The organism is Roseitalea sp. MMSF_3546 (assembly GCF_030732865.1).
GTDB lineage: Bacteria > Pseudomonadota > Alphaproteobacteria > Rhizobiales > Rhizobiaceae > Roseitalea.
The window spans coordinates 31,857-46,668 of the sequence record NZ_JASHKB010000020.1 but is presented as its reverse complement, the minus strand read 5'-3'; the positions used below and the strand labels follow the sequence as shown (position 1 = coordinate 46,668).

12 protein-coding genes are annotated in these 14,812 nt (G+C 66.9%); 8 read left to right on the top strand and 4 right to left on the bottom strand.

Translation table 11 applies throughout. The features are described from left to right. The 3 genes from RBB34_RS14875 to RBB34_RS14865 all read right to left on the bottom strand — a co-directional run bounded on the left by RBB34_RS14875 (position 1) and on the right by RBB34_RS14865 (position 5,894). Complete coding sequence (locus RBB34_RS14875) at positions 1–885, bottom strand: TIGR02186 family protein (RefSeq protein WP_306120020.1); 885 nt, start codon at positions 883–885, stop codon at positions 1–3. Then, positions 882–1,805 carry a sulfite exporter TauE/SafE family protein gene (locus tag RBB34_RS14870; protein WP_306120019.1) on the bottom strand — a complete coding sequence of 308 codons (924 nt, stop codon included), beginning with the start codon at positions 1,803–1,805 and terminating at the stop codon, positions 882–884. Before RBB34_RS14870 ends, RBB34_RS14875 begins: the two co-directional genes overlap by 4 nt. A 330-nt stretch (positions 1,806–2,135) precedes the next feature. Further along, positions 2,136–5,894, bottom strand: a complete 3,759-nt coding sequence (locus RBB34_RS14865) for a peptidoglycan-binding protein (RefSeq protein WP_306120018.1) — start codon at positions 5,892–5,894, stop codon at positions 2,136–2,138. A gap of 389 nt (positions 5,895–6,283) precedes the next feature. On the opposite strand from RBB34_RS14865, the gene RBB34_RS14860 reads away from it, so the two are divergent. The 8 genes from RBB34_RS14860 to RBB34_RS14825 all read left to right on the top strand — a co-directional run bounded on the left by RBB34_RS14860 (position 6,284) and on the right by RBB34_RS14825 (position 14,184). Next, a complete protein-coding gene (locus RBB34_RS14860; protein WP_306120017.1) occupies positions 6,284–6,697 on the top strand; it encodes a MerR family DNA-binding transcriptional regulator in 414 nt (137 codons plus the stop codon). Between the two features lie 308 nt (positions 6,698–7,005). Continuing rightward, positions 7,006–8,802, top strand: coding sequence for an acyl-CoA dehydrogenase C-terminal domain-containing protein (locus RBB34_RS14855; protein ID WP_306120016.1), 1,797 nt, complete (start codon positions 7,006–7,008; stop codon positions 8,800–8,802). Positions 8,803–8,887: 85 nt separating this feature from the next. Next, positions 8,888–9,229 (top strand): GIY-YIG nuclease family protein, encoded by a 342-nt coding sequence (locus tag RBB34_RS14850; RefSeq protein ID WP_306120015.1) that lies wholly within the window; start codon positions 8,888–8,890, stop codon positions 9,227–9,229. Then, positions 9,222–9,425: a hypothetical protein gene (locus RBB34_RS14845; RefSeq protein WP_306120014.1), complete on the top strand. Its 204-nt coding sequence runs from the start codon at positions 9,222–9,224 to the stop codon at positions 9,423–9,425. Before RBB34_RS14850 ends, RBB34_RS14845 begins: the two co-directional genes overlap by 8 nt. After that, positions 9,422–10,075 carry a glutathione S-transferase gene (locus RBB34_RS14840; protein ID WP_306120013.1) on the top strand — a complete coding sequence of 218 codons (654 nt, stop codon included), beginning with the start codon at positions 9,422–9,424 and terminating at the stop codon, positions 10,073–10,075. The genes RBB34_RS14845 and RBB34_RS14840 overlap by 4 nt, the downstream gene beginning before the upstream one ends. Before the next feature lie 27 nt (positions 10,076–10,102). Beyond that, positions 10,103–11,311 (top strand): acetyl-CoA C-acetyltransferase, encoded by a 1,209-nt coding sequence (locus tag RBB34_RS14835; RefSeq protein WP_306120012.1) that lies wholly within the window; start codon positions 10,103–10,105, stop codon positions 11,309–11,311. A 3-nt stretch (positions 11,312–11,314) separates the two neighbouring features. Further along, a complete protein-coding gene (locus RBB34_RS14830) occupies positions 11,315–11,965 on the top strand; it encodes an FMN-binding negative transcriptional regulator (RefSeq protein WP_306120011.1) in 651 nt (216 codons plus the stop codon). Continuing rightward, positions 11,962–14,184, top strand: coding sequence for a 3-hydroxyacyl-CoA dehydrogenase NAD-binding domain-containing protein (locus tag RBB34_RS14825; protein WP_306120010.1), 2,223 nt, complete (start codon positions 11,962–11,964; stop codon positions 14,182–14,184). Before RBB34_RS14830 ends, RBB34_RS14825 begins: the two co-directional genes overlap by 4 nt. A 9-nt stretch (positions 14,185–14,193) precedes the next feature. Here RBB34_RS14825 and RBB34_RS14820 read toward each other — a convergent pair whose 3' ends face one another. Then, entirely contained in the window at positions 14,194–14,544 is a 351-nt protein-coding gene (locus RBB34_RS14820; RefSeq protein WP_306120009.1) for a DUF3140 domain-containing protein, read from the bottom strand. Between the last annotated feature and the right edge of the window lie 268 nt (positions 14,545–14,812).

Below are 14,812 nucleotides of genomic sequence, written 5' to 3'. Positions count from 1 at the left end.
TCAGTCCCTCCTGAACAGGATGCGCCCCAGCCAGCCGACGATCAGCGCCAGCAGAACGGCCGCAAGGCCGTAATACAGCGGCTGGTTGCGGGCGAAATCGGAGACCGCGAACTCGAAGCCCGCCTTGGCGATGCGCACGGGCGCGCCGGTCTGCGCGACCAGGACGCCGTTGCGGAACAGATAAGCCTGGGCGCGATGGGTGCCCAGCGGCACATTGGCCGGCAGGCGCAGTTCGGCCCGAAACAGCGACTGCGAAATGAACTGCACGCCCCCCGGAAACTCCTGGTACAGGCCGGCGCGCCGCTTGAGCCGCCGCAGCGCGGAGACGAACATGTCGACATCGTGCACATGGGGTTCGGCGGCGCTCGGCCTGAGGCGAACGTCATCGACATTCAGCGCCAGCCGGGACAGCGTCTCGCCGGCGGCGATGTCGCGGGCAAAGCGCGTCGAGGCGATCAGGTAGGATTGCGGCGCGGTTTCGAATGTCTGGCTTTCGACGTTCATCCAGATACCGAACACGCGCGCCTTGCGGCGGGTGACCAGATCGGCGCGCGGCCCTTCGAGAACCACGAAGATGTCGTAATGGCCCTGGCGCTGGACCCGCGTGTCGGCATTGTCGATCGCGCCAAAGATGATCAGCGCCTCGCCGGCGAAGTCCGAGGTGATCTCGACCACCTCCTTGGACAGGCCGATATCGATGCGTTCGGGCGTGCGGGCCTGCGCGGCCGCGTTGGCGCGCGCGGCCTCCTCGTCGGCCGGAGCGACGGGCTCGGCCTGCGCCGGCGGCTGTTCGGCCCCCTGCGGCTGGGCGCGGGCAGGCCCGCCGGCCATCGCGGCGATGGCGAGCAGGACGAGCATGCCGATCATCGGGCAGCGCGCGCTCATGGCAGGCCTCCCACGGTGATGCTGAACAGTTCGTTGGGCACCACGAACAACTCATAGGCAAGGCGCAGCGCGACCAGCAACACGAGAATGGCAAGCATGGCGCGCAGCTGCTCGCCGCGCAGGCGCTGGCCGGCCCGGGCGCCATATTGCGCGCCGGCAACGCCGCCGATCATCAGCAGCAGCGCCAGCACCACGTCGACGGTCTGGTTGGCCACCGCCTGCACAACCGTGGTGAAGGCGGCGACGAAGATGATCTGGAACAGCGAGGTCCCGATGACGACATTGGTCGGCACCTTGAGCAGGTAGATCATCGCCGGCACCATGATGAAGCCGCCGCCCACGCCCATGATCGCCGCCAGCATGCCGATGATCGCGCCCAGCCCCAGCACCGGGATCACGCTGACATAGAGCCGGGAGGCCTTGAAGCGCATCTTGAAGGGCAGCTTGTGGACCCAGTTGTGCTGTCCGGGCCGCCGCAGCGAGGGCGTTCGGCCGGTGCGCGCCCGGCGCAGCGCCCGAACGCTCTCGAACAGCATCAGACCGCCGACCGTGCCCAGAAAGATGACGTACAAGAGCGAGACGATCAGGTCGAGCTGGCCGACCCCGCGCAGGAGCGAATAGATGTAAACGCCCAGCGACGAGCCGGCGAGACCGCCGACCAGCAACACCGTGCCCAGCTTGAAGTCGACCCCGCCGCGCTTGAGGTGGGACAGCACGCCCGAAACCGAGGAGGCGACGATCTGGTTGGCGCCGGTCGCCACGGCCACGGCGGGGGGGATGTTGTAGAAGATCAGGAGCGGGGTGATCAGAAAGCCGCCGCCGACGCCGAACATGCCCGAAAGAAATCCGACAGCCGCACCCATGCCGAGCAGAATGAGCATGTTCACCGACATTTCGGCGATCGGCAGGTAAAGCGCCACGGTTCACTCCAGGGCGGGCGGCCACGGGTTTGCGGCCCGACACCGGATCTGACACCGAGCGCGGCAAGCGTGTTCGATGATGGCGGCCGGTTCCGGGCCAGATGCATTCGGAGCGTGACCGGGACCGTCGGGCCCGCATATCGGTCACGCAGCCGACACGCCGCCCGCAGGCCGGATCAGCCGATGGCGGACCCGATCGCGCTCAGAGGATTTCGCGCACCCTCATGCGCCGCGCGGAACGGCAAGTCAATTGCGGTGCACAAATCCACGCCAGTCTCCGGCGTTCGATGGCCGAAGGGCGCGCCGGCGCGCAGGATCGGGCGCGGGCGATCAGCCGCTGGCGCCGTTGATCGCGATGAGCTTTTGCACCAGCGCCTGGTCGACCGTGCCGGTTGGCTGCATGCCGTTCTGCCGCTGGAAGGCCATGATGGCGTTGCGCGTTCGCTGCCCCATGATGCCGTCGACCGGGCCGGCGTCGAAGCCGTTGCTGTTCAGGATCGCCTGGATGTTGCGGATCGCCTGGCGCATGTCGTCATCGCTCAGTTCGCCGGTGGCGGCGGTGCGCTGGGCGTCGGTGCGCCATGCATCGGGGACGGTGACGACATTGGCCTGCGGGTCGACCTGCCTGGGCTCCCACAGTTCGGTCGCGCCGCGCGCGGTTTCGAGCTGGTCGGGGCGCAGAACGTTGGCGATGTCGTCGCGCTTGGCCGCCGCGTCCTCGTCGCCGCTCTTGGCGGCGAGCGCGAACCACTTGTAGGACTCGATCAGGTTCTGCTCGACGCCCTGCCCCTTGGCGGCGAGAATGCCCAGATTGAACTGGCTGTCGCGGACGCCCAGTTCGGCCGCCCGCAGGAACCAGCGCGCGGCGGAATCGAAGTCGGGCTGGCCGTCGACGCCGCTGGCAAACAGCACCGCAAGATTGTGCATGGCACTGGCATTGCCCTGTTCGGCGGCAAGCTGATACCAGGCCTTTGCCGCGGCGTAGTCGCGCTCGGTCCCAAAGCCCTTTTCGTAGAAGTTGCCGGCCCGATACTGCGCCGGCGCAAAGCCCAGTTCGGCCGAACGTACATACCATTTGAGCGCCTCGGCCATGTCGCCGTCGCCGCGATCGGTGAAATGATCGCCCAGGACGTAAAGCGCCTTGGGGTCGCCGTTCGCGGCGGCCTCGCGCAGGGCGATCGGGCCGGCACTGTCGGGGATCTCGGCGATCGGGAACATGGTCCGGGCGGGCGCGGTTTCGGCCTGCGTGGCGCCGGCTGCGGGCGCGGAGACATCGACGACCGCCGGTGCCTCGGCTTCGGGCTGCCCGGTCGACTGTCCAAGCCCCGCCGCCTGCGACATGGGCGTGCTGCCATCGGCGCCCGGCAGCATCGGACCGGCCGGCCCGGGCGCGCCGCCGATGACCTGCGGTCCGACGGCAGCGTCCGCACCGGTCTGGGCCGTGGTGTCCTGAGCCTGCGGCCGATCGCCGGCGGCGGGCGTGACGTCCACCACGGCGGCCGGCTCCTGGGCAACGCGGCTTGCCTGCACTTGCGGGTCGACGAACAGGCCGCGGATCAGCGGTACCGACAGCAAGGCCAGCAGGATCGCCCCGGCACCCATCAGGAGCGGTTTGCGGCGCCTGGCCAGCATTGCGGTCAGCGATCCCCTGGCGGCGTTGCCCTTGCCTGCCGGAGGCTTGGGCGCAGCGACCGTGGCGTCGGCGGCGGCGGCCTTTGCAGCACGGCGCGCGGCGGCAATGAAGTCGGACTTGCCGGCGCCGCCCGCCGCCTTGGCCGCCGGCCCGTTCCCCGGCTCGCCCGAGCGCTCCTGGCGCACCCTCGCCATGATGTCGGCGAGCGCCATCTGGTCGTTGCTGGGCTCGATCGGCTGGTCATCGACGACATCGGGCGGTGCCGTGTCGGCCGATTGCTGCGCCTGCTCGGACCATTGCTGCGGTGCCGTTTCGCCACGGCCCTTGCCGATGGCAAGCTTGTCGGTGACGTTGCGCAGGATCGAACGCCTTTCCTCGCCCGGGGGCGGCGACGTGCGCGGCCCGGCCGCCTCGTCGAGCGCGGCTAGCGCGGCCGCCGCGGCGGCGCGGGCGGGCGAAGGCGGCCCGCCCCGCGCGCCCATGTCAGCGGCCAGCGGCGGAGCATCGTCGATCCGCATGGGCTCGAAGCCGGACGCCTCGTCATGCGGCGGCTCGGCATGGGGGTGGCGGCCATTGCCATCGACGTCGATCGGCCGGCCTTCGCGCAGATTGCTCTCGAGGCTCGCCAGGTGGTCGACGACCTTCAACAGCGTGTCGTGGATCGCCTCGAAGGTCTGGCTGTTGCGGGTGTCGGTGTCGCGCGCCAGCGTCTCGAGGGCACGCAGATCGCCGGTCAGCCGGTCCAGCGCTTCGGGCGCGGCGCCATCGCGGGCGGTGGCGCGCGCCATGGCTTCCTCGGCGGCCATGCGGGCAACGGTCAGGATGTCGCTGTCGTCGAGCGCGGTGGCGCCGCGGTCCGCGTGCAGGCCGGCGGTAAGCTGGGCGATCTGCGCTTCCAGACGCTCCGTGTCGATGGCCTGTACGGAAGCGCTGGCCGCGCCGTCGGCAAGGGCGGCGGCGATGTCCTCCAGCTGGCGCTCGATATGGGCCATGGAGGGCGGGTCCGCCGCGGTGCGCCCATTGTGCTCGATCAGCCGGGCCAACTCGTCCATGCGCGTATCCACCGAGCGCATGACGTCCTGGGCCGAACGCTCGGCGATGGCTGTCGTCGTCTGCAGCTGAGCATCAAGAGCCGACAGCCGCTGGTCGACATGATGGGCCAGATCGGGCGCGACCTGGGCATGATGAATGCCCATATGGCCGATTTCCTCGACCGCCGAAGCGATGTCCTCGACGCGGGCGGTCAACGCATCCATGGCCTCGCCGGGCACCGTGCCCACGGTCATGCCATGATGGCGGAGCGCGTCGATGCGGCTGGCGAGCGCATCGAACTGCGCCTCCAGATCGGTGCCGGCCTGGTTTTCGGCGACGCGGTCGATCTGATTGGCCAGGGCGGCGACGCGCGCCTCGATGCGGTCGATCGTATCGGCGTCGACCGAGGGGGCCGGCTGCGCAGCCGGGATCGTCGAGATGGCGCGGCTGATCTCGTCAAGACGCGCCTCGATCGCGGCGTGTCGACCATGGCCGGAATCATCGTCCTGGGCAACGAGCCGCTCCACGGCGAGAGCCAGCGCGCGAAGCTGGTCCTCGAGCGAGTCGAGCGCGGTGGAGCGCGGCAGATCCTGGATGGCGTCGTAGACGCCGTCGATCCGCCCCGCCATCGCCGCGAGATCGTCATGCGAGGCGAGCGTGTGGGGCATCGCCGCGATCTCGCGTTCGATGACGCTCCAGCGGTCGCTCAGATCGTGCATCGCGTCCTGGCGCACGACGTCGGCCAGGTCGGCCTTCAGTGCGTCGATCTGCGCACGGATCATCGAAAGATCGTCGCCAAGGGGGCGAATCGCGCGAATCTCGTGACGCAGTTCGTCGACATTGCCGGTCGCGGCCTGCAGCGAACGGATGTCCTCGCGCAAGGCCTGATGATCCCCCGACGCATGGCGCAGGGCGGCGATCTCGTCGCGCAGGGATGACAATGTGCTGCCGGACGATCGCAGCGCCCGGATGTCCTCGCGCAGTTCGTCGACGCTGCCGGCCGATGCCTGCAGCGAGCGGATGTCCTCGCGCAGGCCATCGATGTTGCCCACCGAGGCGCGCAATGCCCGGATTTCCGCCCGAAGGCCGTCCAGATTTCCGGCCGACCCGCGCTCGGACCGGAAATCCTCGCGCAGTCCTTCGGGATCGGCGGCAGGGCGGGCCTTGAAGTGCCTGTCGACGTCCTGGCGCAGACGCGCCAGTTCGTGCCGCAGCATCTCGGCACGGTCCCTTTCGGCATTGAGCGAGGAATTGCGGGCGCGAATGGCCTCCACGTCGACGTCGCGGGGACGCGGCCGCGGCGCCTGGCGGCGCGGGCGGGCCATGCCCACGCGATCCTCCAGCGCCTCGAGCGCATCGCTCAATCGATCCAGGGTCTGGCTGGATTGCTGGTTGCGCTCAAGGCGGTCATATCGATCACGCATGGATGCCCTGTTTCCCCCGGGTGTCGGACCGTGGCCGTAAAGGCCGACATCGACTGACATGCCGGACTGCCGCCAAGAAAGGTAAGCGAACCGGCCCTGAACAACTCTTTAACCAACGTGGTAAACATAGTGTTAACCATCGCCAGGATGCGTTGCCGGGCGTCGCGGCGGCCGGCGCCACCTTGCCCATCGCGCCGCCTGGGGCGCGTGTAACCTCCGCGTAACGTCCGGAAACCTGTCGCCGCGATCTGGCCTGAAGTAGGGCCAGGGATGTGCGGGCAGTCACCGCCCGCAGGGCGCAACCACGCTCCGGCCACGCCTATCGTGGCATCCGGCCCAGGTCGGCCGGCGCTGGCGCCAGACAACAAGAAGACGGGAAGGAACACGACATGACATCCATGGCACCCGCCGCCCAGGCCTCCAGATTCGACGACATCTACCGGATCGGCGAACTCGCCGCCGAGTTCGGCGTCACCCTGCGCACGCTTCGCTTTTATGAAGACAAGGGGCTGCTGGAACCACGCCGTGTCGGCAACACCCGTCTTTACACGCGCCGCGATCGCGCGCGCCTCAAGCTGATCTTGCTGGGCAAGCGCGTCGGTTTCTCGCTGCACGAGATCCGCATGCTGCTCGACATGTACGAGCCCCATGGTGACAATCGGCGGCAACTGGAGACCGCCGCCGAGATGGGCGAGAAGCAGCTTGCCCGTCTTCATGCCGAGCGCGAGGCGATCAGCAATTCGATCGATGAACTGGTGAGCACCCTGCGCATCGTCCGCCAGATGATCGCCGAGCGCCGCTGACGGGCGACCGCACCGGGCGCTGCCCGCGCCTTCGCGCCCTTCGTCCACCAACCGCGCCAGGCTTTCGGCGAATGCCCCCGACGCGCCGCGCCGGGGGCCATGCATTCGTGCGTGCCGCGCCGATGGGTTCTCGCCCCCGCACCGGTGCGCGCGCCATCGAGCGCCTTCACAATCGCGTTGACCGACACCCGTTTGACGTTTACGCAAACGTCAAAATTTGATAGTGGCTTGACGACGCCCGACCCGGCCCTGCCCAGGCGGCACCACCGGCTGCGGGCCAGCGAATGCCAGACGCCTTGGAGGCTCCCATGCCGAGCTACACCGCCCCGGTGAACGATACGCTGTTCGTCCTCAACGACGTTCTCAAATACGAGCGCTACAACAACCTGGCCGGCTTTGCCGACGCCACGCCCGAGATTGTCGAAGCAGTGCTGCGCGAAGCGGCACGCTTTTCGGAGAACGTGTTCTTTCCGCTCAACCAGGTCGGCGACCGGCAGGGTTGTACCCGGCACGACGACGGCTCGGTGACGACGCCGGACGGCTTCCGGCAGGCCTATCGGACCTGTATCGAGGGCGGCTGGAACGGGCTCGCCTTCGACCCCGATTACGGCGGCCAGGGCCTGCCCTATGTGCTGCACACCGCGGTGGGCGAGTACTTCATCTCCGCCAACATGGCGCTGACCATGTATTCGGGCCTGACGCAGGGCGCCATGGCCGCCATCCTGACCCATGGCACCGACGCGCAGAAGTCGACCTATCTGCCGCCGCTGGTCGATGGCCGCTGGACCGGCACGATGAACCTGACCGAGCCCCATTGCGGCACCGATCTGGGTCTGTTGCGCACCAAGGCCGTGCCGCAGGGCGACGGCACTTACAAGATTTCCGGCCAGAAGATCTTCATCTCGGCCGGCGAGCACGACATGAGCGAGAACATCGTCCACCTCGTGCTTGCCCGAATCGAGGGCGCGCCCCAGGGCACCAAGGGCATCTCCATGTTCATCGTGCCCAAATACCGGGTCCGGACCGACGGTTCGGTGGGCGAGGCGAACGGCGTCACCTGCGGGTCGATCGAGGACAAGATGGGCATTCACGGCAATGCCACCTGCGTGATGAACTATGACGATGCGGCGGGCGAATTGATCGGCGAGGAACACAAGGGCCTCAGAGCCATGTTCGTGATGATGAACGAGGCCCGGCTGTGGGTCGGCCTGCAGGGGCTGGCGGTCGCCGAGACGGCCTGTCAGAACGCGGCCGGCTACGCCCGCGAGCGGTTGCAGGGCCGGGCGATGTCCGGACCCAGGCACCCCGACCGGCCCGCCGACCCGATCATCGTGCACCCGGACGTGCGGCGCAATCTGATGACCATGCGCGCCTTCAACGAGGCGGGGCGCGCCCTCGTCCTGTGGGCGGCGCTCAAATCGGACATCGCCCATCGCGCGCCCGACGAGCAGGACCGCGCGCTCAGCGAGGAGATGATGGGCCTGCTGACGCCGGTGATCAAGGGCGTGCTTTCCGACAAGGGCTTCGACCATGCGGTGATGGCGCAGCAGATCTTCGGCGGGCACGGCTATGTCGAGGAATGGGGCATGAGCCAGTATGTGCGCGACGCCCGCATCACCATGATCTACGAGGGCGCCAACGGCATCCAGGCGCTCGACCTGGTCGGCCGCAAGCTGGCGATGAATGGCGGCCGCGCCGTTCAGGCGTTCTTCAGGGAAGTGAGCGATTTCTGCGAGGCCAACCGCCATGACGAGAAGATGGCCTTCTTCACCAAACATCTGAAGAAGGGGCTGAACGACCTTCAGGCGGCGACCATGTGGTTCGTGAACAACGCGATGGCCAAACCGGAAAACGCCGGCGCGGGCAGCCACGACTACATGCACCTGTTCGGGCTGGTCGCGCTGGGCTACATGTGGGGCCTTCAGGCCAAGGCGGCGCAGGAGAAGATCGGGGCCGGCGCCAATGGCGACGCGGCGTTCTACGACAACAAGCTGGTGACGGCGCGCTATTTCTTCGAACGCGTCATGCCGGAAACCTCGGCCCATGTGGCACGCATCGAGGCGGGCGCCGAAACGATGATGGCACTGCCGGAGGCGGCGTTCTAGGGTTGTGCCTTCTCCCCGCTTGGGGGGAAAGACTGGATGCGCCGGTTCGTCGAACCGGCGCAGACGGATGAGGGGCGGTCGCCGCATGACGGGTTTCGTCTACATCCTCGCCAACAAGCGGAACGGAACACTCTATGCCGGTGTCACCTCGGACCTCGAAAGCCGGATGCATGATCACAAGAACGGACTGACGCCCGGCTTCGCGACAAAATACGGCTGCGATCGTCTGGTCTGGTTGGAGCGACATCCGAACATCGTGCTGGCGATCCGTCGAGAGAAGTCTCTGAAGGACTATAAGCGGGCGTGGAAACTCGATCTGATTGCAAAGCTGAATCCGAATTGGGACGATTTGACCGACCGCATCCATGTCATCGACAATCCATACAATCCCGGAGCCGGCTCCAGATGGAGCGAATTCTATGAGTGAAGCACCGCACACACCTGCGTCATTCCGGAACTTGATTCCGCAATCCATCGTCTCGGTTGGCGCCGTGGATTCCGGAATCAAGTTCCGGAATGACGCGTCCGTGTTCGGTGAAGCGTGTTCTGCTTCTGATTTGCTGTTCACCCGTATCCCGGCAACAAGTGCCGGGATCACGGAAATGCGCGGAAACCACCCATGACCCAATTCACCCTTCATGGCTTCTGGGAGAGCGGCAATGCCTACAAGGTGGCGTTGATGCTCGAACTGAACGGAGCCGACTGGCAGTGCCGGCGCGTGGCCTTCTTCACCGGCGAGACCCGGCGCGCGCCGTTCCGGGCGCTCAACGTCATGGGGGAGGTGCCGGTGCTGATCCATCACCGCGACGATGGCGATGTTACGCTGACCCAGTCCGGTGCCTGCCTGACCTACCTGGCCAGGCATTTCGGCACCTACGGCCCGACGACCGAGGCCGAGGACTACGATGTCCTGCGCTGGCTGCTGTTCGACAGCCAGAAGGTGTCGGGCTATGCCGGCCCGCTGCGCTTCCTGCGCCATCTGAAGAAGACCGGCGAGACGCCCGAGGTCGGCTTCCTGCACGGCCGTTTCCTGGCGGCGCTGGCCGTGCTCGACGCCGCGCTCGACGGCAGGGACTGGCTCGTCGGCGAGCGGGCGACCATCGCCGATCTCGCCTGCCAGGGCTATCTGCACTGGCCCGAGCAGATCGGCGTCACCTATGACGACACGCCCCATGTGGCGGCATGGCTGGAGCGCATTCGCACCCTGCCCGGCTACAGGCGGTCGGAAGACCTGATGCCTTCGGGCCGCGAGCCGGACACGGCGACCGCCTGAAGGCCGAGCAGCAACGGAGAGACGACCATGGCACAGGCCTATGTGTATGACGCGGTGCGCACGCCGCGCGGACGCGGCAAGAAGGATGGCAGCCTGCACGAGGTGCCGACGCCGCGCCTGGGCGCGCACGTGCTCAATGCGTTGCGCGCGCGCAACGGGCTCGACACCCGAAAGGTCGACGACGTCATCTTCGGCTGCGTCGATCCGGTCTACGAGGCCGGCGGCGACATCGCCCGCGCGGCGATCTTCGAAGCCGGCTACGACACGGCAGCCCCAGGCATGCAGATCAACCGGTTCTGCGCCTCCGGCCTCGACGCGATCAATTTCGGCGCCGCCAAGATCGCGCAGGGAGCCGACGACATCGTCATCGCCGGCGGGGTCGAGAGCATGAGCCGCGTCGGCATGGGGGCATCGGGCGGGGCCTGGTACATGGACCCTTCGGTCAACATCCCCGCCTATTTCATGCCGCAGGGCGTTTCGGCGGACCTGATCGCCACCAAGTACGGCTTTTCGCGCGACGATGTGGACGCCTATGCCGTCGAAAGCCAGAGGCGCGCGGCGCAAAGCTGGGAGAAGGGGCATTTCGCGCGATCGGTCATCCCGATCCGGGACCAGAACGGGCTGACCATCCTCGAGCATGACGAGCACATGCGCCCGGGGACCGACATGCAGTCGCTCGGCCAGCTCGACCCGTCCTTCGTCATGCATGGCCAGATGGGCGGATTCGAAGCGGTCGGCATCGCCCGCCATCCGGAAATCGAGGCGATAGAGTACGTCCACCATGCCGGCAATTCGTCGGGCATCGTGGACGGCGCGGCCGGCGTGCTGCTGGGCTCGCGGAAGGGCGGAAAGACCCTCGGGATCGCCCCGCGCGCGAAGATCACCGCATTCGCCAATATCGGCTCGGACCCCACGCTGATGCTGACCGGCCCGGTGGACGTGACCGAAAAGCTGCTCAAGAAAGCGAAGATGTCGCTCGACGACATCGACCTGTTCGAGTTGAACGAGGCGTTCGCCGCCGTCGTTCTGCGCTACATGCAGGCCTTCGACATCGACCATGACAGGATCAACGTCGCCGGCGGCGCGATCGCCATGGGCCATCCGCTGGGCGCGACGGGCGCCATGGTCTTCGGCACGGTGCTCGACGAACTCGAGCGCCGCGATCTGAACACCGCGCTGGTGACGCTGTGCATCGGCGCGGGCATGGGCACGGCGACGATCATCGAGCGGGTGTGAGCGATGTTCCAGCCCGACGAACACAGGCTCGACGACCCCCGAGCCATTGCCGAAGCGGCCCGGGCCATCCAGTTCGCCTGCATCGTGACGTCGAGCGGTGGAGCCCTGCACGCCTCGCACGTGCCCTGTATCGTCAAGCACGAGGACGGGGCGACAGCCGTCGAGTTCCACCTGGCGCGTGCCAACCCGCACTGGAAGCATGCCATGGACGGGCCGACCATCGCGATCTTCCAGGGCGAGCAGGCCTACATCCATCCGGGCTGGTATCCGACCAAGGCCGAGACCGGCAAGGCGGTGCCGACATGGAACTACGTCACCGTCCACCTGCACGGCACGCTCGAGGCCATGCGGCCGGGCGAGGAGCTGCATCGGCATCTTGAGGAACTGACCGACCTGAACGAGGCGCACCGCACCGAACCGTGGGCGATCAGCGACGCCCCCGAACGATACATCGAAACCATGAAGCGCGGCATCGTCGGGCTGCGTCTGAAGGTGACCCGGGCGCATGGCGCCATCAAGCTCAGCCAGAACAAGAACGATGCCGACCATGCCGGCGTGGTTGCCGGGCTGACCGCGGCCGGCGGCGCGGCCGGATCGATGGCCGCGCAGATGGCGGACATCCGGGGCCGGCAAGACACGGGAGAAAACCAGTGACCTACACCAACTTCACGCTTGAAACCGGCGAAGACGGCATCGCGCTCGTCACCTGGGACATGCCGGAACGGTCGATGAACGTGATCACGGTCGCGGTGATGGACGAACTGGAAGCGATCGTCGACCGGGTCGCGGGCGAGGATGCGATCAGGGGCGTCGTCGTCACCTCGGGCAAGAGGGAGTCGTTTTCAGGCGGCGCGGACATCACCATGCTCAACCGGATCTTCGCGATGTTCGAGGCGGAGAAGGCGCGCAATCGGGACGGCGCGACGAAGGCGCTGTTCGACCAGGCCGGGCGGCTGAGCTGGCTGTACCGGAAGCTCGAAACCTCGGGCAAGCCGTGGGTGGCCGCGATCAACGGCACCTGCATGGGCGGGGCGACGGAACTGGCGCTCGCCTGCCATGGGCGCGTCGCCGCCGATTCCGATGCGGTCAAGATCGGCCTGCCGGAGGTCAAGATCGGCATCTTTCCGGGCGCCGGCGGCACCCAGCGGGTGCCGCGCCTGGTCAACCAGCAGGACGCGCTGCAGATGATGACCACCGGCCAGACCCTCAAGCCGGCCCGCGCGAAGGCGATGGGGCTGATCGACGAAGTCGTACCGCCCAAGAAGCTGATCGATGCGGCCAGAGCGATGATCCGCGATGGGCTCAAGCCGGTCCAGCCCTGGGACCGGCCGGACTTCAAGCTGCCGGGCGGCAAGGTCTATTCGCCCGCCGGGGCCAATGTCTGGCCCGCGGCCTCGGCCATCCTGCGCCGCGAGACGCACATGAACTATCCGGCCGCGGAGGCGATCCTCAAATGCGTCTATGAAGGCCTGCTCGTGCCCTTCGACACCGCGCTGAGGATCGAGCAACGCTATCTCGCCGAGATCCTGCAGACCAAGGAGGCAAAGGCGATGATGCGCTCGCTGTTCGTCTCGCTGCAGGAACTCAACAAGGGCGCGCGGCGGCCGGCCGACGTCAAGCCGAGCAGGTTCAAGAAGATCGGTGTCGTCGGCGCCGGTTTCATGGGCGCGGGCATCGCCTTCGTCACCGCCAAGGCCGGCATCCCGGTGGTGCTGATCGACCGCGAGCAGGAGGCGGCCGACAAGGGCAAGGCCCATTCCGCCGAGCTGATGAAGAAGGCGATGCAGAAGGGCCGCGCCACGCAGGACGACGCCGACAAGCTGCTCTCGCTGATCACGCCGACAACCGACTATGGCGCGCTGGACGGCTGCGATCTGGTCATCGAGGCGGTGTTCGAGGATTCCGGCATCAAGAAGGCGGTCACCGAACAGGCCGAAGCCAATCTCAAGCGCACGGCCGTGTTCGCCTCCAACACCTCGACCATTCCGATCACCGATCTTGCCAAGAACGCGGCCCGGCCGAAGAACTTCATCGGCATCCACTTCTTCTCGCCCGTCGACAAGATGATGCTGGTCGAGGTGATCGTCGGCAAGAAGACGTCCGACAAGGCTCTCGCCGTCGCGCTCGACTATGTGCGCGCCATCAAGAAGACGCCGATCGTCGTCAACGACACGCGCGGCTTCTACGTCAATCGCTGCGTGCTGCGCTACATGTCCGAGGCCTACAACATGCTCATCGAGGGCGTGCCGCCGGCGATGATCGAGAACGCGGCGAAGATGGCCGGCATGCCGGTCGGCCCGCTGGCGCTGAACGACGAGACGGCAATCGACCTTTCCCAGAAGATCCTCAGGCAGACGCTCAACGATCTGGGCAAGAAGGCCGTCGATCCGCGCCACGTCGCACTCGTCGACACCATGGTCGACAGGCACGGCCGGCTTGGCCGCAAGAACGGCAAGGGGTTTTACGACTATCCGCAAAAGCCGGCCCAGAAGCATCTGTGGCCGGAGCTGAAGACGCTCTATCCGCAGCAGGATCCCGATGCGATCGACTTTGCCGAACTCAAGGAGCGGTTCTTGTACGTCATCGCGCTCGAGGCGGCGCGGGTGATGGGCGAGGGCATCGTCACCGATCCGCGCGAGGCCGATGTCGGCTCGATCCTCGCCTTCGGCTTTGCGCCCTATACGGGCGGAACGCTGTCCTTCATCGACGGCATCGGCGCGGAGGCGTTCGTCGCCCGCGCCCGGCAGTTGCAGCGCAGATACGGGCCGCAGTTCAAGCCGCCGCGGGTGCTGACCGACATGGCCAGGACGGGAGAGACCTTCTACGACCGCTTCGGCGACCGGGCCGACACGGATGCGGCCGAGGCGGCGTGAACCTGCGCTTCAGGCGCAGCCGCCATCCTTGAGGGGATCGTGGCCCCAGTTCATCAGCGAATAGCGCCAATCGCTGGTCTCGACGTCATGGTCGGGACCGGTCTGGGCGCAATGACGCTTGATGTAGCCGACGACCCTGGCCATGTGATCCCACTGCTCGTCGCTGAGTTCGTCCTTGCCGGTACGCTCGATCTCGACGATGCGCCGCGCCGACTTGCGGCCGTTGGTGTCATCGCCTTCCATGATGCCGACGGACCGGCTCTGCTTGGTATCGAGCCATGCGTCGATCTCGTCGGCACTCATGTTGACCAGTTGGCGCCACTCGCGCCAGATCTGTTCGCGCGGCTTCGATGAGGTCATCATTTCCTCCGGCATCAGAGCAAACCCGTCGCGGAACGCTCTAACTGCGCAACGCCCGGCGCATTGCTGTTGTTCCATACATGGCGATGGCCGATTACTGCCGAGCCATGTCTTGAATCCGCCATCAAGCTGTGTGCATGCTTGGGTCTATCGAGAGTTTCGGCCGATCGGAAACAGCCTAACCGCCGCTTCAGAAGCGTCACGCCTAATCCCGTGTCCAGACATCGATGACCACCGGCAGGCCAGCCTGCCAGACTTGTATTGACTG